Here is a 20,426-nt window from a genome sequence, read left to right as displayed (position 1 = left end):
ACCTACTTATTATGAAAACTACAAATAAGCTCAGCTTTAGTATTCCAGAAAAATTGGCCTTCGTAAAGATGATTCATTCTATAATTGTCGCAGATCGTGTAATTCACAAAAAGGAAATTCAGTTCTTAACAGAATTAAGTCACCGCCTAAATTTTGAGCTAAGCTTTGTGCAACAAGCCAAAACAATGGATCTTTATCAAAGTCAAGCAATTCTTGATAAAATGGAGAAAAGCAAAAAAGAAACGGTGATTCAGGTATTACAAGAAATGGCTCGCATTGATGGAATTATTGCAGACCAAGAAATGTCAATTCTCCTAGATTTATTTAACCATTTGAGCATCAGCTTAGAAAGTAACGAAGAATAGTGATCTATTGACAATTTGTCTTTGGATTCCTAAATTTCTTTTACGGTTATAATTTGCTTAAATTCGTTTCGTTCTAACCCCACAATTAGAATTTATGCAACCATTAACCATTCCCTTTTCTCTAGCAGAAAAGTTGGCAATCGTACATGCTTTAGATTCTGTGATTATCGCAGACGGTAATGTACATACAGGTGAAATTAGTACATTAAGTGAATTAATGCACCGTTTAGATTTTGACAGTAATTCTATAGTGCAAGCGCGAAACCTATCAACTGAGCAAGGTATTTTGGTCTTAGAAAGTATGTCTGACAAAAAGAAACTTGTTATTGCTGAAATTTTGAACGAGATGGCGCTCGCAGATGGGTTTGCACATAAAAAAGAAAAATCTCTAATCTTTGAAATCTGTGAAGCTATTGGAATTTATAGGAGTGTATTATAATTATGGAATTTGACTTCAACGAAAAATTAGCGGTTCTCAAGATTACTACTGATGTAATAAAGGCAGACGGTACTTTACACCAAGGTGAAATGAAGTTTTTGGAGGAATTGAAAAAGGATTTAGGTTTTGACATTCCAACGATCGAGGCAGCTGAAGACTTAGATAGAGATACTGCACTTGTCTCGCTTCATAAACTTACTTACGATAAAAAGAAAGCTTTGGTTGAAATTTTAAGAAATGTAGCCGTGTCTGACAACCTTCTTCACGAAAAGGAAATGGATTTAATTATATCAACTTTTACCAGTATGGGTCTGGGCGAAGAACTTGAGTAGGGATTTTTACAATCTTTGAGTTCTTCAAACTAAAATTAATTATCAGGTTTTAATACCTAAATTTGTCTTTCAAATAGCAATGACTAAGTCTGGCACGAATTTAGACGTAATGGTAATTATGAAACGTATTCTTCTCTCCTTTGCTTTTCTGATCATCATATCAGCTAAAGCCCAAAATACTATTTCAGGAAGCTTTTTTCCAGCAAATGACTATAGCTGGTTAATCGCATATCGTCTTAAACCAGGCACTCAAGTTTATGCAGCAGATACAGCTATAAAAAATGGTGACTTTACTTTAAAACTACCTGAAGATTCACCTTCAGGCACATACCGATTGGTATATGCAGTGCCTCAAGAGGAGTACTTTTTTGATGTAATCTACAATGGAAAAGAAGATATAAAGCTTAAATTCGATCAAGAGCAAGGCGTTGATTTTATTATCTCTGATGAGAATATACTCTTTGGTACATATTTCAAAGAAATTAATAGTATTGAACAAAGTTTAATTTCATATTATGCCGAGGGTTCTTCAAATAAAAAAGTATATCAAGAAATTCTTCAAAAATTTCATAAGGTTCAGAAAAAGTATGAAGATAAGTCAGAAAACTTGGTCTCACATCAATTTATAAAAGCTAATAAGCCCTATATTCCAACTGATCATGAAACTGTTCAAGATTATGTTCAAAATCGAAAGAATTCCTACTTCGAAAATCTTGATTTAAATAATCCCATTTTACATTCTTCAGGTTTTCTTACCGATAAATTGACAAATTACGCTTTTACAGCTCTTCCGTTAGAAACCCTAAAAAAAGAAGAGACTGAAATAGAAATACAAGAGAATGTTTCTGTAATAGCCGAAAACCTGAAAGGAGTTTCAGATACGTACCTCTTTCATGTATTCTATACACTATGGACTCAAAGTATTGCCACCGGATTCGAAGACACTGCTGACCATATCTTTAAGACTCATTTAAAACCTTCTCCTCTTGCCGCGACCAACAAAGATGTCATTGATAAAATTGAGATATATAATCGACTTCGAATAGGAGCTGTGGCACCAAAGATGAACTGGAAAGAAGGAGAAACAACAAAAAGTTTAAGTAGCCTTGAAGAAGCAGAGAATTACATATTAATTTTTTGGAGCAGTACCTGCGGTCATTGTCTTAGAGAGTTACCTGCATTGCACAAGGAGTTGAAAAAATATAAAAATATTAAGGTTGTTGCAGTTGGATTAGAAAACTCAAAAGACACATGGGAATTAGAATCCGCTAAGTTGGACGGTTTTAGTCATGCCATTGCCCTTGGTAAATGGGAAAGCGACTATGCTAAGCTGTATGACATTCATGCAACACCATCTTATTTCATCCTTGATTCGAATAAAAAAATAATCGCGAAGCCAGAGACAGATAAAGAGATTGTCGAGTTCTTGAAAGAAAACGACTAAAGCGTCTTTAAGTCTTTTATAGTTTTGAAAGCAATATCTACCTGACTATCATCTACCAGAATAGTAAATTCATTCGTTGTTGAAATCACCTCGTAAAGTACAATACCTTCCCAGGCTAATCGCTGAAATATAAAATAATAAATACCTGGCACTGAAACATTTTCCGCAGGTAATTTTACGGTTATCGATGAGAGGTCTTCTGCCTTTTGTGTGCAACGTTCAGCGTTAAAAAGGGTTTCAACCGTGGCGTCCATTACGTTGCTGATAACAATATTGATCTCATTGACACCTCTTGATGATGTATAGAAAACATCTTGATTTTCGTTTATGGCTTCCAGAAGTTTCGCCTGTTGGACCAAAATTGTATCGGAAGCCAAAAAAGTGTAATCCGTTAACGAAGATCGAACTGTAATTTCACCAATATTCTTAAGAACTTTTATGATCTTGTGAGTTGCCCTAAACTCCAAGTCATCGGAAAGACGTTTTAGCGCCATGACAATAGCTCCGTTGCGAATATCTTTACCTAGTTCCTCCTCTATTTCGGGTTTCACTATTCTAGATAGCGAAGTAAGGTTAATAATTCCTTGAGCTAAAGCACTTTGCAGAAATGGCTTTTTCTTGATATAAAGTTCGACAACTGATGATATAGTTTTCATTTCGATTGAATTTACAACAAAAATAACATATTGTTATAAATAAAACAAATTGTCAGAAATGATAAAAAGCACTTTCCAAGTGTTCAATCTTAAATATGGATTTGTTTTTTAATATCGTAATCACATCAAAGCGCACTTCAATATCAAGGTCATTTTCAGTCACATAATAATCCGCACCCATGACTAGCAGTTTGATTTTCTTCTTTGTTATGGTATCTGCAATAGGTATAATTTGATCGTTGCTTCTCGCTCGCACCTCAACAATTGCTAATACATCTTCCTTTTGGGCAATAATGTCGATTTCAGATTTTAAGTATCTATAGTTTTTATGTTTAATGACATACCCTTTTTGAACTAAAAAGTCAGTTGCGATTTTCTCTCCCTCTTTTCCAAACTCGTTATGCTTACCCATGATTTACAAGAAAATAGATTAAAAACGTGCATTTCATCGAATAAATGCGCCGTTAAACGTCCCGATTAACCAAAATACACGTAGTTCATCTAGTAGTTCAACGAAAATACAAGGATTTTAATACTATCCTATTTCTAGCTACGTTATTTTAGTTCCCCAAGCAAATAGCAGCCCCAAGCGCTATGAACAAACATACTAACGCCCAAATTGACTATGGAATATTTCATTAATTGCAATACTTCTCCATTGACTCCTTATGCTGGAGGTTTAACTAAGGAGCAAGTACAACACCTGTATAGGAGGTTAGGATTTAGTGCATCGATTCAAACTATCAATGACCAAACTGGTCAAAATGCCAATGCACTCGTAGATTCACTAATTAACGAAGCCCTAAATAAACCCATACTCCCTGCTCCAACTTGGGCCACTTGGAACAACAGCAACTACCCCGCTGATGATGATGCAGCAAGGCAACTGCGAAGAGCTCAGCAAGGTGAATGGGAACTCGACTATGCAAAATCAATACTAGACAACAATCTTCGCGATCGCCTTAGCTTCTTTTGGAGCAATCATTTTGTAACAGAACTTGATGTTTACGATTGTAATGCATATCTGTATGAATATACGAACTGCTTGCAACGCAATGCCATTGGAAACTTTAGAACCTTTATTAGTGAAATAGGTTTGACCAATGCCATGTTATACTACTTAGATGGGGCCTATAATAACGAGAACAGACCGAATGAAAATTATGCTCGCGAATTATACGAACTTTTTAGTTTAGGTGACGGTAATGGTTACACAGAAACTGATATCGAGGAGACCGCTAGAGCATTAACAGGTTATGTAGAAAGAGGTGAAGTTGGATGCGAAGCTGTCTTATTTAACCCTGAGCGTCATGATGCTGGATCTAAAACCATATTTGGTCAAACCGGTAATTGGGGCTATGATGATGTCATCGATATTCTTTTTACACAACGCCCTAACGAAATAGCACAATTCATTTGTACTAAATTCTATGAATTTTTTGTGCACCCCGACTCAAAAAGAGAAGACATTAACTTGGGAAGTTACCCAACTGGACACCCAAGAGGAATCATAAATGAGCTTGCTGCAACATTTGTTGCAAATAACTTTGAAATCGCGCCCGTTTTATCACAGTTATTTAAAAGCCAACATTTTTTTGATGATGAGTCAATTGGTGTTATTTTGAAGAGTCCCTTTGATATTTATTTCAACCTTTTAAAGGAAACTAATTTCGAATACACAGAAACCACTATTGCAACTATTGTGAATTACAGTGATTTACTTGGGCAAACCTTATTTGACCCAGTAGATGTCGCCGGATGGCAAAGAGATCGTCAATGGATCAACACTAATTTTATAATCGGTCGTTGGATAACAACCCGCGACATTGTCATGGCTTTCTATGAAAGTAACGCAGAGCAATTCAGAACTTTTGCTTTGGACGCTGTAGGCCCTCCAGCAAATCTAACTACTAGCAATCCAGAAATCGTTGTTCGTGCTATTATCGATAAGCTAACACCTAAAGGCATGTATACTGAAGAAGAATTTAACAATTGTATGTCGGCCTTCAAGATAAATGACATTCCTGAAATTTATTATGGCCCAGATTACATAGATGGAGGTCAATCAATTTGGAACTTGATGTACCCATCTGTTCCTAATCAAGTTCAGCTATTAATTAGACACCTTACAAGACAACCTGAATTTCAACTAAAATAAACCTACTATGTGCGATACTCACGATAAAGATTTAAACCCATACAAAGGTCTCGAACATGAAGGCCACGATACCGAACATACTCAATGGAGTAGACGTTCATTTATTCAAGCCTTAGGTATAGCTGGCTCAGGTTCAATGATGTTAGGCAGTAACTTACTTAGTGCTTCTGCTCCTTCAGCTTTAACTTCTGCTATAGCTGACACAGAAACCGATAATATTTTAATTTTAATTCGTTTGTCTGGTGGTAATGATGGCCTGAGTACTGTTATTCCAATTGAACAATTCGATTCTTACGCCAATGCGAGACCTAATATCTATATTCCAGAAAGTAAAGTTTTGAAACTTACTGATGACTTTGGTGTGCCATCGTACATGGGAGCCTTACAACCAATGTGGGGAGAGGGTCGATTTAAAGCAGTTCATGGTGTTGGATACCAAAATCAAAGTCTATCTCATTTCACAGGCTCTGACATTTTTGCCAATACCGATTTAGAAACTACGGGTTTCGATGGACTAAATACAGGATGGATGGGACGACACTTTGAGCATTGCTTTCCAGACTATCTGTCAGATTTACCAGGTAGCAGACCTGAAGGTCCTGCAGCAATTCAAATCGGAAACTATGGTAGTTTGGTTTTTGAAGGTGAAGAAACCAATTATGCCTTTGTAACAAACAATCTAGAGCAACTTGAACAAATTGCTGGAAGTGGCTATCCATATTCAGTTGATGAAATTGATGATACCTGTATGTACGGAGATCAAATCAAGTATTTAAGAGGTGTATCAAATGTTACCAATGATTATGCTGGTAAGATCCATGAAGCTTACATGAATTCTAAAAATGATGTAGAATATCAAGACAACTATTTTGCCCGTCAAATGGCTTTGTTAGCACGACTAATCAAGGGTAATTTAGGCACCAAAGTATATATGATTTCCATGGGTGGTTTTGACACTCATGGTAACCAACCTCTAGCGCATGAGCGTTTAATGACTAATCTATCAGTTGCTATTGATAACTTTTATGATGACTTGTCCTTTACCGAACAAGATGAGAAAGTATTGAGTATGACCTTTTCAGAGTTCGGAAGACGAATTTTTGAAAACGGCTCAGAAGGTACCGATCATGGTAAAGCGGCACCCACGTTGTTCTTCGGAGCAGGATTAAACGGAAGTGCTTTTGTTGGAGAACATCCTATTCTAGACCAGCCTGATAATCGAGGAAACTTGGAGTACACTATGGACTTTAGAGATCTATATGCTACCGTGCTAGCTGAATGGCTGTGTGTTCCCATACCCTTAGTGGAGCAACATATCTATTTTGCGCAGAACACCTATAAACCTGTCAATCTCGGATTTAATTGTAGTGGCGTCGATTTTCCAGATATTGTTTATAATGATGGAGAAGTAACTACACCTGGAGGCGAACCTACAGAACCTACGCCTTATGATCCTAATTTGCTTAATGCTATTGTTCACAAGCCTTTCTATCCAACCGATGAGAATCCACATATCTATTTAGAGATGCCCTTTAGTGCACATGTTGACATTCAATTGTTCAATATTTTAGGACAACAAGTAGGTACCGTCTTTAATGAAATGATGCTTGAAGGTCAGGTAGAGATTAATATTCGTGAGCGAATGCCTCAGCATTTGGCAGCGGGAAAATATATTTATCGTATTGATGTTCAGAATCAAAAAATGGCGAAATCCGTAATGGTAGCTTAAATAGTTGGCAGTTGGCAGTTGGCAGTTGGCAGTTGGCAAAAAAAATTGAATTTGAATTTGACGCTTGTGTTTGAATTTTAAGATATAAGTATTTATGAGTCCGTATTTCGTCCCCTAAATCTACCCCCACTTTTTGCTAAGCCTCCGATTGTACCCACAATACATCGGAGGCTTTTTTTAGTGAAATCCTATTTTGAGTATTCAAAATTGATGATTGAACTAACCTTGATTTGTATCAGGGTCTTTTGTGTTTGTACTTCCTTATATTTTGGTAGCGACGCCGCAACAAAAAATGCTATTTTTGTTGCTCAAAATTAGATTGATGGCTCAAAACCAAAATTCTCCAGCGCGTTACACGATAACCGCCGCTCTACCATACACTAACGGACCAATTCACATCGGCCATCTGGCAGGAGTTTATGTGCCTGCGGATATTTATACACGGTATTTGCGATTAACAGGCAACGATGTTGCTTTCGTTTGCGGAAGTGACGAGCATGGGGTAGCCATCTCTATGAAAGCTAAAAAAGAAGGTATTACGCCCAAAGAAGTTATCGATAAATATGATGGCATTATCCGCCAATCGTTTCAAGACTTCGGAATTACTTTCGATAACTACTCCCGAACGTCTCGAGAGATTCACCATAAAACTGCCGGAGACTTTTTTAAAAAATTGCACGAACAAGGTGATTTTATAGAAGAAACTACAGCGCAACTATACGATGAAGAAGCTGATCAGTTTTTAGCGGACCGATTTGTAGTGGGTACTTGTCCCAATTGCGGACATGAAGAGGCATATGGAGATCAATGTGAAAATTGCGGTTCTACTTTAAATGCTACGGATTTAATCAATCCGAAATCAACGGTTTCTGGTGCGGTTCCTACCATGAAGGAAACAAAACATTGGTTTCTTCCTTTGGATAGATATGAAGACTTTCTTCGGAAATGGATATTAGAAGGACATAAGAACGACTGGAAACCCAACGTTTATGGGCAATGCAAATCATGGATTGATGGCGGATTAGCCCCTCGTGCTGTAACCCGAGATTTAGATTGGGGAATTCCTGTACCCGTTGAAGGTGGCGAAGGCAAAGTATTGTATGTATGGTTTGATGCCCCTATCGGATATATTTCGTCTACCAAAGAATGGGCAGAACGCGAAGGCAAAGACTGGGAACCCTATTGGAAGTCCGATGACACGAAACTGGTTCATTTCATAGGAAAGGATAATATCGTATTCCATTGCATCATCTTCCCGGCAATTCTAAAAGCGCATGGAGATTATATACTTCCAGAGAATGTTCCAGCAAATGAATTTTTAAATCTGGAAGGAAATAAGTTGTCAACTTCAAAAAACTGGGCAGTTTGGCTGCATGAGTATTTACAGGAATTCCCAGATATGCAAGATGTCTTGCGATACACTTTAACTGCAAATGCGCCAGAAACCAAAGACAACGATTTCACTTGGAAAGATTTTCAAGCTAGAAATAACAGTGAACTAGTAGCCATCTTTGGAAATTTTGTCAATCGGGTAGTAGTCTTGACGAATAAATATTATGAAGGAGTTGTTCCAAGTCCTTCGGAATTCTCACAAGTAGATTTGGAGACTTTGGCGACGTTGAAAAAATTTCCAGAAACCATTTCAAGCTCTATCGACCGCTACCGTTTTCGGGAAGCCGGTCAAGAATTAATGAACCTAGCCCGCTTAGGAAACAAATACCTAGCCGACGAAGAACCTTGGAAAGTCATCAAAGAAGATGAAGCGCGTGTAAAAACCATCATGTTCGTAGCCCTTCAAATCGCAACTGGATTGGCAGTTTTAAGCGAACCATTTTTACCGTTTACAAGTTCTAAACTCAAATCAATTCTAAATGTCACCCTGAGCGCAGTCGAAGGCCTTGTCTGGGCAGATGTTGCAACGAAAGAAACCCTACTCCCCCCAACCCACCAAATCAACAAAGCCGAACTCCTCTTCAGAAAAATAGAAGACAAAGAAATACAAGCCCAACTAGACAAACTAGAAGCCACCAAAAAAGCAAACGAAAACGCTAACAAAGAACTCATGCCACAAAAAGACACCATACAATTCGATGATTTTACAAAATTAGACATGCGTGTCGGCACCATCGTCGAAGCCGAAAAAATGGCAAAAGCCAAAAAACTTTTAGTGCTTAAAGTAGATACCGGTTTAGACACAAGAACGATTGTTTCCGGTATTGCTGAGAGTTTTACTCCTGAAGAAATCGTAGGCAGAAAAGTAACTGTGTTAGTCAACTTAGCGCCTCGGGCTTTGCGCGGTGTGGAAAGTGAGGGCATGATTTTGATGACGGAGAATGCGGAAGGCAAATTGGTTTTTGTTAACCCTGATGAAGAAGGGGTTGGGAATGGAGAAGGAATAAGTTAAAATTGCATATATTTCTATAATCGAATACGTTTGATTAACAATTTTCATAATTTAATGTATCTTTCATTTTTTGATAAACCTTTTGCTTTTTCTATTACAAAATAATGGCCGAAACCTTACATATTAAAAATTTTGGACCTATAAAGGAAGCCAAAATCGATGTAAAAGATATGATGATTTTCATTGGCAAACAGGCTAGTGGTAAAAGTACTTTAGCCAAAATAATTACTATTTTGAACGACTTTAACTTTAGGCAGAACGACAGTACTAAGCTTAAGAATGAGTTGGAAAAATACAACCTTCAATCATATCTAAAAAAGAATACTTTGATTACATACGAGTCACTATATTTTAGATATCATTATTCTTCAGAAAAGGAAACAAAATTTGATTATGATTCCCTTTTAGAAAGACTTTTCGCTATTAAGGAAAAGAAGAAGGAGAAGGAAAAAAATGAACTAATTAAAGTCGTAATCAATCTAATGATAACGGCCATTGTATTAGATGGAAAACAGAGAATTTTATTTCGCGAATTAGGCAACGATGATTCATTTGGATTTCATGATAATATTTTGGAGATATTTGATGAAACAAAAGATAATAATAAATATATCGATGAAATTCTAAGTTTGTTTAAGTTGGAGGACAGTTTAGATTCCTATAAGTTATTAATGAGTCCTGTTAAAAAGGCTTTTCAATATATTCGCCCTCTTGATTCTTTATATATACCTGCGGAAAGGTCATTGATTCCATTGTTATCTCCTAATATTGCTGGCCTTATAAATAATGACATCAAAATTCCAAAACACATATTGACAACTATTCAAGAATTTGAAAAAGCTGTCCAAGAAATAGAAGATTTAAATATTGATATTTTAGGAAGTTTTCGTTTTAAAAGAGTTAACGGCTCATCCTATATATACCATAACAAAACACAAAGAATTTTATTGAGAGAATCCGCTTCTGGAATTCAAACCTTACTGCCATTAGTGTTGTTGATAGAACATTCAATTCAAAATATTAACTATCTCAATTTAAATTATGTAGTTGAAGAACCAGAGCTTAATTTATATCCTGAGGCGCAATACAACTTAGTTAAATATTTAGTCAAAAATTGTTTAGAGACTAATAGACAGGTACTTTCAAAAAACTTAATCATTACCACCCATAGTCCTTACATTTTGGCTTCAGTTAATAATCTTTTGTTAGCTCATACAAAAGGTAAAATTAATTCTGAAAAAGCAAACACCATTATTGAGAATTGTTCATGGATTACACCTGAAAATTTCAATGCTTATGAAGTCAAAGATGGTTCTGTAAATAAGATTTTCAATTCTGAAAATAATTTGATTGAAGAAACCATAATAGATGAAGTCACAGACTTTATTATGGATGACTTTCGAACGTTAGCCCTTATTAATGATTGACAAAATTATATCAGCATATCCCCATTGCAAAACCAATTTATGTCATGAAGAATTTGGTGTTTCATTTTATTTAAATGATTATAATAATGCCAAATGTATCGCAACAACTGATAGAATTAATGCAACTTGCTATATTGAAAACTCCGACTTAAAAATAATTGATTTTATTGCAATTGATGATTGTTTAATTACTTCGGACAATATTAAAAAATGTGATGCCCTTATAACAAAAAAAAAGGTTGTTTGGTTTATTGAACTTAAGGAGGTAACATGGTCAAACAATGCGGCATTAAATAGAAAAAAAAGAAATACTAATAGAAAAAAAGCAGTTGAACAATTAGCTTCAACTATTAATGACTTCAAACAAAAAGGTATTGACTTTTCAGATTATTTTGTAGCTGGTTTGATTTCCTTTCCTCCATTTGCCATATCAAATCCTGTAACTGCACCTACCACTTCTTCACAAGCTAGAGTTCTAGAATTTGCCAATCTATGCGGATATAGTGAATTACATGAAGGAAATTATATTGTTATGTAGGATCCTACAGTATAAACTATTCTTTATTCTTCCACCTCAAAGTATTTTGAAGAATCTGAAAAAATAATATTAAATGGTCTTACTCAAATATCTAACAAAATACACCCAACTCCCAGAAAAAGGAATCATCAATACAGTCGAACTCCTAGATCAAGATTGTACAATTCCCTTTATATCAAGGTATCGTAAGGAAAAAACAGGTAACCTTGATGAAGTGCAAATTGGTACGATTGTTCAATTCAAAGCACAATTTGAAGCATTAGAAAAGCGAAAACTAGCTGTTCTAAAAGCCATTGAAGAACAAGACGCGCTTACTGATGAACTAAAAAGCAAAATTCAACAGGCAGACGATTTAGTTACCCTAGAAGACATCTACCTTCCTTTCAAGAAAAAACGAAAGACTAAAGCAGAGACCGCAAGAAAAAATGGCTTAGAACCTTTAGCTAAAATCATCATGGCTCAAAATCATGATGAAATTGAGTATGCAGCTTCCCAATATTTAAATGAGCAGGTTCAAAACGAAGATGAGGCATTGGAAGGTGCACGACATATTATTGCGGAATGGCTGAACGAACGCATCTCTATCCGGAATCAAATTCGGAATCAATTAGAACACTCTGCCATGCTGATAACCAAGGTTATTGGCACAAAGAAAGACGATGCTTCGACTGCGCTCAGCACAAGCGAAAAAGCACAAAAATTCAGAGACTACTTTGATTGGAGCGAAGCTTTAAAACGCTGTCCATCACACCGTTTTTTAGCCATTCTACGTGCTGAAAACGAAGGCTTTATTCGGGTTAAAGTCGAAATCGATGATGACTATATCATTTCAAAAATCGAAGACCGAACCTTAAAATCGAATACCTCCTGCACGCCTCATATAAAGTTAGCACTACAAGATGCCTACAAACGTTTGCTTTTTCCATCGCTATCAAATGAACTACTCAAAAATGCCAAAGAAAAAGCGGATGATGAAGCCATCACTGTTTTCTCTAAAAACCTAAAACAATTATTGTTAGGTGCACCATTGGGGGAAAAACGAATTCTAGCCATTGATCCTGGTTTTCGAACTGGCTGTAAGGTGGTATGCCTAAATGCGCAAGGGGAATTAAAACACAATGAAACCATTTACCCACATGCACCTCAAAGCAAAAGTTCAGAGGCCATCAAAAAAATAAGCTCCCTTTGTGACGCTTATAAAATAGAAGCTATTGCCATCGGAAACGGAACCGCTTCGAGAGAGACTGAACACTTAGTCAAACGCATTCACTTTAAAAACCCTATCGAAGTTTATGTAGTGAGTGAGGCGGGAGCTTCTATTTACTCTGCCTCTAAAATTGCAAGAGATGAATTTCCGAATTATGATGTAACTGTTCGTGGTTCAGTTTCAATTGGAAGGCGCTTGGCTGATCCCTTAGCAGAATTGGTGAAAATCGATGCTAAATCCATCGGAGTTGGACAGTATCAGCATGATGTTGATCAAGCGAAACTACAAACCTCATTAGATGCCGTTGTAGAAAGTTGTGTGAATTCCGTAGGTGTAAATATCAATACGGCGAGCGTTCCTTTGTTAAGTTATGTTTCCGGTATTGGTCCTAAGTTGGCAGAAAATATAGTTGCTTTTCGAAATGAAAATGGCCCTTTTGAAGACCGGACTACCATAAAAAAAGTCCCTCGTTTGGGCGGAAAGGCCTTTGAACAAGGTGCTGGTTTCCTTCGGATAAAAGACGGAAAGAACCCCTTGGATGACTCTGCAGTGCATCCAGAAAGTTATGCGCTGGTAAAGCAAATGGCAAAAAATACGGGCAAATCAATTTCAGACCTCATCGGAAACAAAACCGAACTACAGCAAATCGACTTACAAAAGTATTGTACCGATACCGTTGGCTTACCCACCCTAAAAGACATCATAGAAGAACTCGAAAAACCCGGACTCGACCGTCGCGAAAAGGCAAAAGTATTCACCTTTGACCAAAACGTAAGAAGCATTTCTGATTTAAGGGATGGACAATTGCTTCCAGGTATCGTAAACAACATCACCAATTTCGGTTGCTTCGTAGATATCGGCATCAAAGAAAGTGGGTTGATTCATGTCTCAAACCTCTCCGATAGTTTTGTAAAAGATGTGAATGCCCATGTTAGTTTGCAGCAGCAAATCATTGTAAAGGTTTTGGCTGTGGACATTGCTAGAAAACGGATTCAATTAAAGTTGCATAAGGGGTAGGGCTTTTCGCTATTCGCCATACGCTTCACGTAAAAAATAATTGTACTACTTCGAGTGCACCTGAAAATTCGTGAGATAACTTAAATGTCAATTCACAAAGTACTTTTTGAATAGCCAATACAGCAAAATCTTAGGTGAAAAAACGAAATAACTAGTCTAATCTAATTCCAGTTGGCAAAGCAATACATCTTTTTGGACCTGGTTGAACTATAAAAACATCTTCGCAACCTCTTTCGTCTCTTTGCGTTTCTAAACAAGGTCTTTGGGCGGGTCGAAGAATACGACCACAGAAATAACCTTCAGGGCATCTTCTACAATCTCCTTCACATAAATCTCCTGGCTCCAATGGAAGTGAACAATAGTAAGCATTCAATGCTTCCAGTACCTCAGGACTAATCGAAGTAACGAGTTCAATTTGTTGTGCCGTAATCATATACGCGATCTCACCATTTTCTAGTGTAATCTCTTTTTTGCCCTTTAAATTGCTAATGCTTTCATATTGCTTATCGCTAAGTGGATAATACTCTTTGAATTTAAAGTTTTTTATTTTCTCTGTTTGATTCTTCTTAACTGAACTTGTTTTAGTTTGTGCCTCTAAATTGTACACCGCTAGAAAGGAGAAAAAAGTAATTACAAAAATTAAATGTCTCATAATAATGTTGTTTTAAAAGTTAATGTATTTTTTAAGTTGTTACTGGTATATTAATTAATGAAATAAACACTGGCTAGTCCGGTACTGCTACCTTCGCTACCACCAATAACCCATATTTTTTCATTCAATACTGCAGTGGTATGAGAAAATAAATATGGAATTATAGAAGCTTCATTTGCCAAACTCCATATTATACCGTCTTCACTGTATATTAATTTATTCTCGAAACTCCCTAAAGACCATATTTTATTATCAAAAACGATAATATCATCGTCAATACTGGAAACGCTTGACAATAAAGTATTTATATTATTTTCTATCGTCTCCCAATTGAACCCATCTTCAGAAATATGAACCTCAGAATCTTTTAAATTAACCACTACCATTTTGTCTTGGAATGTGACCGCTGAACCCCGAATACGTTCACTACCATTATAAGCCAGTGTCCAAACAATACCATCTTCACTAAACCAGACATTATCATTTACTAACCATAGTTTATTATCAAAAACAATAACCTTGTCATCTGTAAAATCCAATGTGCTATTATTACTAACCAGCGTCCAGTTAATACCATCGCTACTGTTCCATATTTCACTTGAGCGTTCTGTACCAACCACGCCACCAAGCACCCACATTTTATTCTCAAAAACTACTGATGAATGACGAAGTCTTCCTGAAAAACTTGCGTCAGAGGTTACAAGCGTCCAATTCACACCATCTTCACTATTCCAAATATCATTGGGCTCCCCTAAATAGGTGTCGTCAGTATCAAATGTTCTACCACTGATGACCCAAACCTTATCATCGAATAGAACGCTGCTATGAGCGACCCTTAGACCAAAAGCAGCGGCGTCTGTAGCTATTGAAGTTCGCACTGTTCGCGTGCTAAAAGCCTGACCTATACTCTCACTTTCACCTCCTTTACCGTCCTTAGCAACAACATTCCAACTATAGTTCTCCAATAGACTCAAGCGTTCGTCAACCTCAAAATTGGTTTCGGTGGTGGTACCAATCAAGGTCGAGGGCGTAGCGATCGTATCTGCATAAATCTCATACGTAATTGCATCCCCATCTGAATCCGTAGCAGCCTCCCAACTAAAAGTAGGGCGCACATCAACATTTTCCGCATCAGCAGCTGGCGTAAGTAAGCTTACTTGAGATGGCGCTTGATTTACCAGCTCAGGAGTCGGTTCTGGCTCTGGTTGGGCAATAGGTTCTGGTGTCGGCGCATCGTCCTTACTACAACTAAAAGCAAGAAAGATCAGGGACAAAAAGGTTATTCTTAAAATGGTTTTCATTGCATTATGGTTTTAAATGTTATGCTTGCAAGGTATTGGCAGCATACTTTAAAACCTTCAGGGTATTCCCTGAAATAAAAAACTCAGGGTTTTCCCTGAGTTTTAAAGTACGAGGTTTGAACGACGAGGAACGAAGTGAGAAGTATGAAGTGGGAAACTTACTGTCGTTTCGAGCCTTTCGACTGGCTCAAGATAAACTCCGTCGAGAACCTAGGAACACCTATAGGTCTTGACGGAGCCTGTGCCGAGCGTATCCGAGGTGCTCGACCGGACAGCTTTATTTAAGTGAAAAGCATAAAAAAGGTCAAACCAAATCGTCCCTGCCTGTCGGCAGACGGGTTTGCGAGGAGCTGGTAAAAGGGAGACTTAAACAATTAAGATTCAAGCAACGAAGCAATCTGTCTGTAGAAGCACCTCGACTTAATTCAACAGATTGCTCACCCTATCTGGCAGGTGGCTTCGTCGTGCCTCCTCGCAAAAACGTTTGTCAACTACGCAAGTTTTTTCTTCCAAATTGTTTATCAATTATTGACGAACTGTCTTTTTGAGCATGCGCACGAAAATTCAATGTGATTATTGCAAAAAAACAAAGTCGTTATTGCTTTAATAATTTCTAAATATTTAAACGTTCATCAATATTTAGGATTACTACGGCTTTATTGAATTTTCTAATCGATAAACCAGACGTCATCTTGAAAATTATTGGCTTCACCAGGAGCATTTCCACCAACAATCCAAATTTTATTATTGTAAACAATTGTCTCGTAAAACAATTGAACGTTTATACCTGTAGCGTCTGATACTAATTCCCAATCTGTTCCATTTCTAGAAGAGAATAGGTTGATTTCAGATCCTTGTGTCAAAACCCACATTTTATTATCAAATGTCAAAAATCCGTGATTAACTATGGGAGAATCTTCTAACAAAAGATTAGAATTAGGTTCTACTAAAGTCCATGAAAAACCATCTTCTGAGAACGATAAATTAGTATCAGAGTCATGACCGACAACCCATATTTTATTATCAAAAACAGTCGCCGCGCCTCTACGGGAAAGGTTACTCTCAGCTAATGACCATACTAGTCCATCTTCACTAAACCAAGTATCGACGCCGATAACCCATATTTTATTGTCAAAAATTAAAATAGAAGAGTCGCTTTGTATATCAAATCCCACATCAGCCTTAATCAAATTCCAATTCACACCATCTTCGCTATTCCAAATATCCCTCGTGTTACCAACACCATTAGTGAATCCACCTATTATCCATAGCTTATTGTCATAGGTGAAAGATTTGAGCAAATTTCTAGGTGAAAAACCTGCATCACTGGTCACTAAATCCCAATTCACGCCATCAGAACTGCTCCATACATCGTTCTTATTTCCTTCTTCTTTTTCATTTCCGGCAATAACAAAAATTTTATCATTAAAAACAGAAAGACTGTGAAATAGTCGTTTGCCAAAAGGTGCAGTTGTTGTTGCAAGAGATACGATGATAGATCTCGTATCAAAACCTTGTGTAGTACTTTCGCTTTCTCCGTCTTTATCATCCTTGGCAAGAACATTCCAACTATAATTTTCCAATAAGGTCAAACGCTCATCGACCTCAAAATTGGTTTCGGTGGTGGTACCAATCAAGGTCGAAGGCGTAGCGGTCGTATCTGCGTAAATTTCATAGGTAATTGCATCCCCATCTGGATCGGTAGCAGCCTCCCAACTAAAAGTAGGGCGCACATCAACATTTTCCGCATCAGCAGCTGGAGCAAGTAAGTTTACTTGAGATGGGGCTTGGTTTACCGGCTCAGGAGTCGGTTCTGGCTCCGGTTGCGCCATTGGTTCTGGTGTTGGCGCATCGTCTTTACTACAACTAAAGACAATTAAGAGTAGGGACAAAAAGGTTATTCTTAAAATGGTTTTCATTGCATTATGGTTTTAAATGTTATGCCTGCAAGGTATTTCCAGCCTGCTTTAAAACCTTCAGGGTATTCCCTGAAATAAAAAACTCAGGGTATTCCCTGAGTTTTAAAGTACGAGGTTTGAACGACGAGAGACGAGGTGAGAAGTATGAACCCTACTGTCATTTCGAGCCTTTCGACTGGCTCAAGATAAACTCCGTCGAGAACCTAGGAACACCTATAGGTCTCGACGGAGCCTGTGCCGAGAGTAGCCGAGGTGCTCGACCAGACAATTTTATCGAAAATTAATCCTTCAACAAATCTTTTTCTAAGGCAATTTTCACCAAACCGACACTATTACGCGCGCCGAGTTTACTGATTAAGTTCATTCGGTGCGTCTCTACAGTTTTGCTGCTTATGAAAAGTTTATCAGCAATTTCTTGAGTAGTTAATTCTTCTGAAATGGCTGTAAGCACCTCTTTTTCACGCCGTGTCAATTTCGGAATAAAAGAAGCTGTTTTCTTTTGACCTAAAGAATTTAGAAGTAATTTTTTTTGAATATCCGGCTGCAAGTATTGTTGCCCGTCTAAAACCGTTTTAAAGGCCGTTATCAACTCTTCTTTACTGGTGTTTTTTAATAAATATCCGCTTGCACCATTACTCAGAATACGTTTTACGAAAGCAATTTCACTAAAACTGCTTAGCGCAATAATTTTCAATTGTGGGTATAAATCATTTAATTTTTTACATAAATCGATACCGTTGCCATCGGGTAGGTTGATGTCTAATAACAGAATATCAGGTTGCTGATTCGACAGGCCTTCTAGGGTACTTGCAACCGTGTTGTATTTATGGCTAATTACCATATCTGGTTCATAGCGCAACATCGTTTCAATGCCTTGCATCACCATTTGATGGTCGTCGGTAATCGCTATCGTTATCATGATGTTGAAGTTTTAGTATCCATTGCTATGGTATACGATGTTCCTTTTTCATTAGAGAGGAAGTCCATCGTGGCATTCAAGTAGTCTACTCTTGATTGTACATTTTGCATACCGATACCATCACTTTTTACGGTTTTGGGGTCAAAGCCTTTACCATTGTCTTCTACAGTAAGTTGCAGCGTATTGTTTAAATGACTTAACTGTACATTGATTTCCTTAGCTTCGGCATGTTTGATGCTATTGGTAACCAGTTCTTGTACGATTCGGAATACATTCGCCTCTTGTTTTTTATCTAAATCTATAGGGTCACCCAATTGTTGGAATTCTATGGAAGGTTCATGAATACTGTTCATACTTTGACAATATTCTTCAACCGCTTCTAATAGATCAAAATCTTTTAGAGAAGGAGGCACCAGATTGTGGGAAATCGCCCGCACCTGCTCACAGCTATTATCAATCATAGTGACCGCTTCATTAATAACCTGATTATTGGTCTCCAATAGTGAGGTCAATTTGAACTTAATAGCAGCTAAATCACCGTTAACGCCATCATGCAATTCTTTGGCAATACGAAAACGTTCTTTTTCTTCGCCTTCTATAAGTGATTCTAGGGTTCTGACTTCTTGTTCTCTTTCTATTGCTACTAATTGCTGCTGCATCCGCTTTTGACGCTGCCGAAAAGAAAACCACAATAAAATTGACCCTAAGAGGAGGGAAACGATCAATATATTCATAGTTTGGTTTTTTGATTTGCTTTCTTGAATAATGAGTTTTTGTTCTGCAAGTTCTTTATCTTTTTTTTCTGTTTGATATTTTAAATCTAAGTTATTGACCGTTTTAATATGCTCTTGGCTAACAAGAGAATCTTTAAAAAGAAGATGCTGATTTAAATAGAGATTTGCATTTTTATAGTTTTTCTTTTTTTCATATAATTTGGAGAGAAGGATTGACGCTTTTTTAGGAATTTCTAGAACCGCTAATTCTTTACCTTCATTTAGTGCGTCCATTAGAATAGGTTCAGCTAGTTCTAAATTCCCAATTTTTACATAACATTCACCCAAATTAATCATTAACTCTTTTTCATAGAATTTATAATTATTCTCCTTGGCTTTTAAAATAGAAGTTTTCAAATATCCAATGGCAGTTTTAAAATCTTCTATAGAAATATAATAATCACCCCAGTTTCTGGTGACATAAAAATCTAGCATGGAGCTTTTGGTTAATTGAGAAATGCTATCTGCTTTACTTAAGTTTACGTAGGCCTTTTCATAATTTTTTTTATCAATGTAAGCCAAACCAATATCTCCATAAGTCAAAGCCATATCCTGCCAGCCATCTTTAGGAGTAAGATTTAAAGATTTTTTTAAGTATTCAATCTCCTTATCAAAATCGTCTAATTGATCAAATACTGTAGAGAGATTAGCATAGGCACCTATTAAACGTGCACTATCTTTTTCTTTTTCCAAAATTTCAATCCCATAAAAATGATTTTCTATAGAACTTTCCAAATCTCCTTGGTACATATAAGTATTTGCCCTATTAAGAGCGATATAAGCATCATTCAAGGGTTCCTTAAGTCGTAAATTGATTGTTTTAGCCTTATCGAAAAAGAAAAATGCAGAATCGTATTGTGCTAGATTGTTATGTAAATAAGCAGAATACAATACTGCTTTAAAAGCTCCCTTATCAAAATCTATTGATGTACTTAAGTTATAAATTTCTTCATATTTCTTGAGGGCTTTTATGGGCTCAGAAAATTCTATGGCCTCCGTTTCTTTTATCTTGTTCAATATTCTTGTGGTGTCAATCTCCTTGTTCTGACCCAACCCAATGTTTGAACACAAAAAAAAGAATACTATTAAAAAGATCTGGTTTTTCATAAGGTTGGTTTCTAGTGTTTTAAAGATACAATATGTTTT

The 20,426-nt window shown here is 36.8% G+C and carries 18 protein-coding genes; 11 read left to right on the top strand and 7 right to left on the bottom strand.

The window, feature by feature from the left end; genetic code table 11:
• Window positions 1-11 precede the first annotated feature (11 nt).
• From ACKWCD_RS09490 to ACKWCD_RS09475, 4 genes are all read left to right on the top strand, one after another.
• Window positions 12-365, top strand: coding sequence for a tellurite resistance TerB family protein (locus ACKWCD_RS09490; RefSeq protein WP_413983705.1), 354 nt, complete (start codon window positions 12-14; stop codon window positions 363-365).
• 94 nt (window positions 366-459) lie between these two features.
• Window positions 460-804, top strand: a complete 345-nt coding sequence (locus ACKWCD_RS09485) for a tellurite resistance TerB family protein (RefSeq protein ID WP_413983704.1) — start codon at window positions 460-462, stop codon at window positions 802-804.
• Window positions 805-806: 2 nt separating this feature from the next.
• Window positions 807-1,136: a tellurite resistance TerB family protein gene (locus ACKWCD_RS09480; RefSeq protein ID WP_413983703.1), complete on the top strand. Its 330-nt coding sequence runs from the start codon at window positions 807-809 to the stop codon at window positions 1,134-1,136.
• Between the two features lie 79 nt (window positions 1,137-1,215).
• The gene (locus tag ACKWCD_RS09475; RefSeq protein ID WP_413983702.1) at window positions 1,216-2,580 is read left to right on the top strand and encodes a TlpA family protein disulfide reductase; all 1,365 of its coding nucleotides are present in this window, start codon (window positions 1,216-1,218) and stop codon (window positions 2,578-2,580) included.
• Here the strand turns inward: ACKWCD_RS09475 and ACKWCD_RS09470 are convergent.
• Together ACKWCD_RS09470 and ACKWCD_RS09465 are read right to left on the bottom strand one after the other, a co-directional pair.
• The gene (locus tag ACKWCD_RS09470) at window positions 2,577-3,236 is read right to left on the bottom strand and encodes an aspartate kinase (protein WP_413983701.1); all 660 of its coding nucleotides are present in this window, start codon (window positions 3,234-3,236) and stop codon (window positions 2,577-2,579) included. The genes ACKWCD_RS09475 and ACKWCD_RS09470 overlap by 4 nt on opposite strands.
• 52 nt (window positions 3,237-3,288) lie before the next feature.
• On the bottom strand, window positions 3,289-3,648 hold the full coding sequence (locus ACKWCD_RS09465; protein WP_413983700.1) for a YraN family protein: 360 nt from the start codon (window positions 3,646-3,648) through the stop codon (window positions 3,289-3,291).
• Window positions 3,649-3,861: 213 nt separating this feature from the next.
• On the opposite strand from ACKWCD_RS09465, the gene ACKWCD_RS09460 reads away from it, so the two are divergent.
• The 6 genes from ACKWCD_RS09460 (at window position 3,862) to ACKWCD_RS09435 (ending at window position 13,716) form a co-directional block, all read left to right on the top strand.
• The gene (locus ACKWCD_RS09460) at window positions 3,862-5,394 is read left to right on the top strand and encodes a DUF1800 domain-containing protein (protein WP_413983699.1); all 1,533 of its coding nucleotides are present in this window, start codon (window positions 3,862-3,864) and stop codon (window positions 5,392-5,394) included.
• 7 nt (window positions 5,395-5,401) lie between these two features.
• Window positions 5,402-7,123 (top strand): DUF1501 domain-containing protein, encoded by a 1,722-nt coding sequence (locus ACKWCD_RS09455; RefSeq protein ID WP_413983698.1) that lies wholly within the window; start codon window positions 5,402-5,404, stop codon window positions 7,121-7,123.
• Between the two features lie 322 nt (window positions 7,124-7,445).
• Window positions 7,446-9,527 (top strand): methionine--tRNA ligase, encoded by a 2,082-nt coding sequence (metG, locus tag ACKWCD_RS09450; protein ID WP_413983697.1) that lies wholly within the window; start codon window positions 7,446-7,448, stop codon window positions 9,525-9,527.
• Between the two features lie 104 nt (window positions 9,528-9,631).
• Entirely contained in the window at window positions 9,632-10,954 is a 1,323-nt protein-coding gene (locus ACKWCD_RS09445; RefSeq protein WP_413983696.1) for an AAA family ATPase, read from the top strand.
• Window positions 10,947-11,492 (top strand): hypothetical protein, encoded by a 546-nt coding sequence (locus ACKWCD_RS09440; RefSeq protein WP_413983695.1) that lies wholly within the window; start codon window positions 10,947-10,949, stop codon window positions 11,490-11,492. Before ACKWCD_RS09445 ends, ACKWCD_RS09440 begins: the two co-directional genes overlap by 8 nt.
• A 73-nt stretch (window positions 11,493-11,565) precedes the next feature.
• Window positions 11,566-13,716, top strand: a complete 2,151-nt coding sequence (locus ACKWCD_RS09435; RefSeq protein ID WP_413983694.1) for a Tex family protein — start codon at window positions 11,566-11,568, stop codon at window positions 13,714-13,716.
• Window positions 13,717-13,867: 151 nt separating this feature from the next.
• Here ACKWCD_RS09435 and ACKWCD_RS09430 read toward each other — a convergent pair whose 3' ends face one another.
• The 3 genes from ACKWCD_RS09430 to ACKWCD_RS09420 form a co-directional block, all read right to left on the bottom strand.
• Window positions 13,868-14,368 (bottom strand): hypothetical protein, encoded by a 501-nt coding sequence (locus ACKWCD_RS09430; RefSeq protein ID WP_413983693.1) that lies wholly within the window; start codon window positions 14,366-14,368, stop codon window positions 13,868-13,870.
• 50 nt (window positions 14,369-14,418) lie between these two features.
• Window positions 14,419-15,669 (bottom strand): hypothetical protein, encoded by a 1,251-nt coding sequence (locus ACKWCD_RS09425; protein WP_413983692.1) that lies wholly within the window; start codon window positions 15,667-15,669, stop codon window positions 14,419-14,421.
• Window positions 15,670-16,337: 668 nt separating this feature from the next.
• Window positions 16,338-17,588, bottom strand: a complete 1,251-nt coding sequence (locus ACKWCD_RS09420) for a Kelch repeat-containing protein (protein ID WP_413983691.1) — start codon at window positions 17,586-17,588, stop codon at window positions 16,338-16,340.
• A gap of 116 nt (window positions 17,589-17,704) precedes the next feature.
• On the opposite strand from ACKWCD_RS09420, the gene ACKWCD_RS09415 reads away from it, so the two are divergent.
• The gene (locus ACKWCD_RS09415) at window positions 17,705-17,872 is read left to right on the top strand and encodes a hypothetical protein (RefSeq protein ID WP_413983690.1); all 168 of its coding nucleotides are present in this window, start codon (window positions 17,705-17,707) and stop codon (window positions 17,870-17,872) included.
• Here ACKWCD_RS09415 and ACKWCD_RS09410 read toward each other — a convergent pair.
• Window positions 17,869-18,507 (bottom strand): response regulator, encoded by a 639-nt coding sequence (locus tag ACKWCD_RS09410; RefSeq protein ID WP_413983689.1) that lies wholly within the window; start codon window positions 18,505-18,507, stop codon window positions 17,869-17,871. The genes ACKWCD_RS09415 and ACKWCD_RS09410 overlap by 4 nt on opposite strands.
• A complete protein-coding gene (locus ACKWCD_RS09405; protein WP_413983688.1) occupies window positions 18,504-20,387 on the bottom strand; it encodes a tetratricopeptide repeat-containing sensor histidine kinase in 1,884 nt (627 codons plus the stop codon). The genes ACKWCD_RS09410 and ACKWCD_RS09405 overlap by 4 nt, the downstream gene beginning before the upstream one ends.
• Window positions 20,388-20,426: the final 39 nt, after the last annotated feature.

The organism is Maribacter taeanensis (assembly GCF_047345145.1).
Classification (GTDB): Bacteria; Bacteroidota; Bacteroidia; order Flavobacteriales; family Flavobacteriaceae; genus Maribacter_C.
This window is presented reverse-complemented; position numbering and strand designations above follow the sequence as displayed.

Excerpts from the sequence above, each read along its gene's own strand:
- ACKWCD_RS09490 (WP_413983705.1), top strand. The coding sequence starts at position 12 with ATGAAAACTACAAATAAGCTCAGCTTTAGTATTCCAGAAAAATTGGCC.
- ACKWCD_RS09485 (WP_413983704.1), top strand. The coding sequence starts at position 460 with ATGCAACCATTAACCATTCCCTTTTCTCTAGCAGAAAAGTTGGCAATC.
- ACKWCD_RS09480 (WP_413983703.1), top strand. The coding sequence starts at position 807 with ATGGAATTTGACTTCAACGAAAAATTAGCGGTTCTCAAGATTACTACT.
- ACKWCD_RS09475 (WP_413983702.1), top strand. The coding sequence starts at position 1,216 with ATGACTAAGTCTGGCACGAATTTAGACGTAATGGTAATTATGAAACGT.
- ACKWCD_RS09470 (WP_413983701.1), bottom strand. The coding sequence starts at position 3,236 with ATGAAAACTATATCATCAGTTGTCGAACTTTATATCAAGAAAAAGCCA.
- ACKWCD_RS09465 (WP_413983700.1), bottom strand. The coding sequence starts at position 3,648 with ATGGGTAAGCATAACGAGTTTGGAAAAGAGGGAGAGAAAATCGCAACT.
- ACKWCD_RS09460 (WP_413983699.1), top strand. The coding sequence starts at position 3,862 with ATGGAATATTTCATTAATTGCAATACTTCTCCATTGACTCCTTATGCT.
- ACKWCD_RS09455 (WP_413983698.1), top strand. The coding sequence starts at position 5,402 with ATGTGCGATACTCACGATAAAGATTTAAACCCATACAAAGGTCTCGAA.
- metG (WP_413983697.1), top strand. The coding sequence starts at position 7,446 with ATGGCTCAAAACCAAAATTCTCCAGCGCGTTACACGATAACCGCCGCT.
- ACKWCD_RS09445 (WP_413983696.1), top strand. The coding sequence starts at position 9,632 with ATGGCCGAAACCTTACATATTAAAAATTTTGGACCTATAAAGGAAGCC.
- ACKWCD_RS09440 (WP_413983695.1), top strand. The coding sequence starts at position 10,947 with ATGATTGACAAAATTATATCAGCATATCCCCATTGCAAAACCAATTTA.
- ACKWCD_RS09435 (WP_413983694.1), top strand. The coding sequence starts at position 11,566 with ATGGTCTTACTCAAATATCTAACAAAATACACCCAACTCCCAGAAAAA.
- ACKWCD_RS09430 (WP_413983693.1), bottom strand. The coding sequence starts at position 14,368 with ATGAGACATTTAATTTTTGTAATTACTTTTTTCTCCTTTCTAGCGGTG.
- ACKWCD_RS09425 (WP_413983692.1), bottom strand. The coding sequence starts at position 15,669 with ATGAAAACCATTTTAAGAATAACCTTTTTGTCCCTGATCTTTCTTGCT.
- ACKWCD_RS09420 (WP_413983691.1), bottom strand. The coding sequence starts at position 17,588 with ATGAAAACCATTTTAAGAATAACCTTTTTGTCCCTACTCTTAATTGTC.
- ACKWCD_RS09410 (WP_413983689.1), bottom strand. The coding sequence starts at position 18,507 with ATGATAACGATAGCGATTACCGACGACCATCAAATGGTGATGCAAGGC.
- ACKWCD_RS09405 (WP_413983688.1), bottom strand. The coding sequence starts at position 20,387 with ATGAAAAACCAGATCTTTTTAATAGTATTCTTTTTTTTGTGTTCAAAC.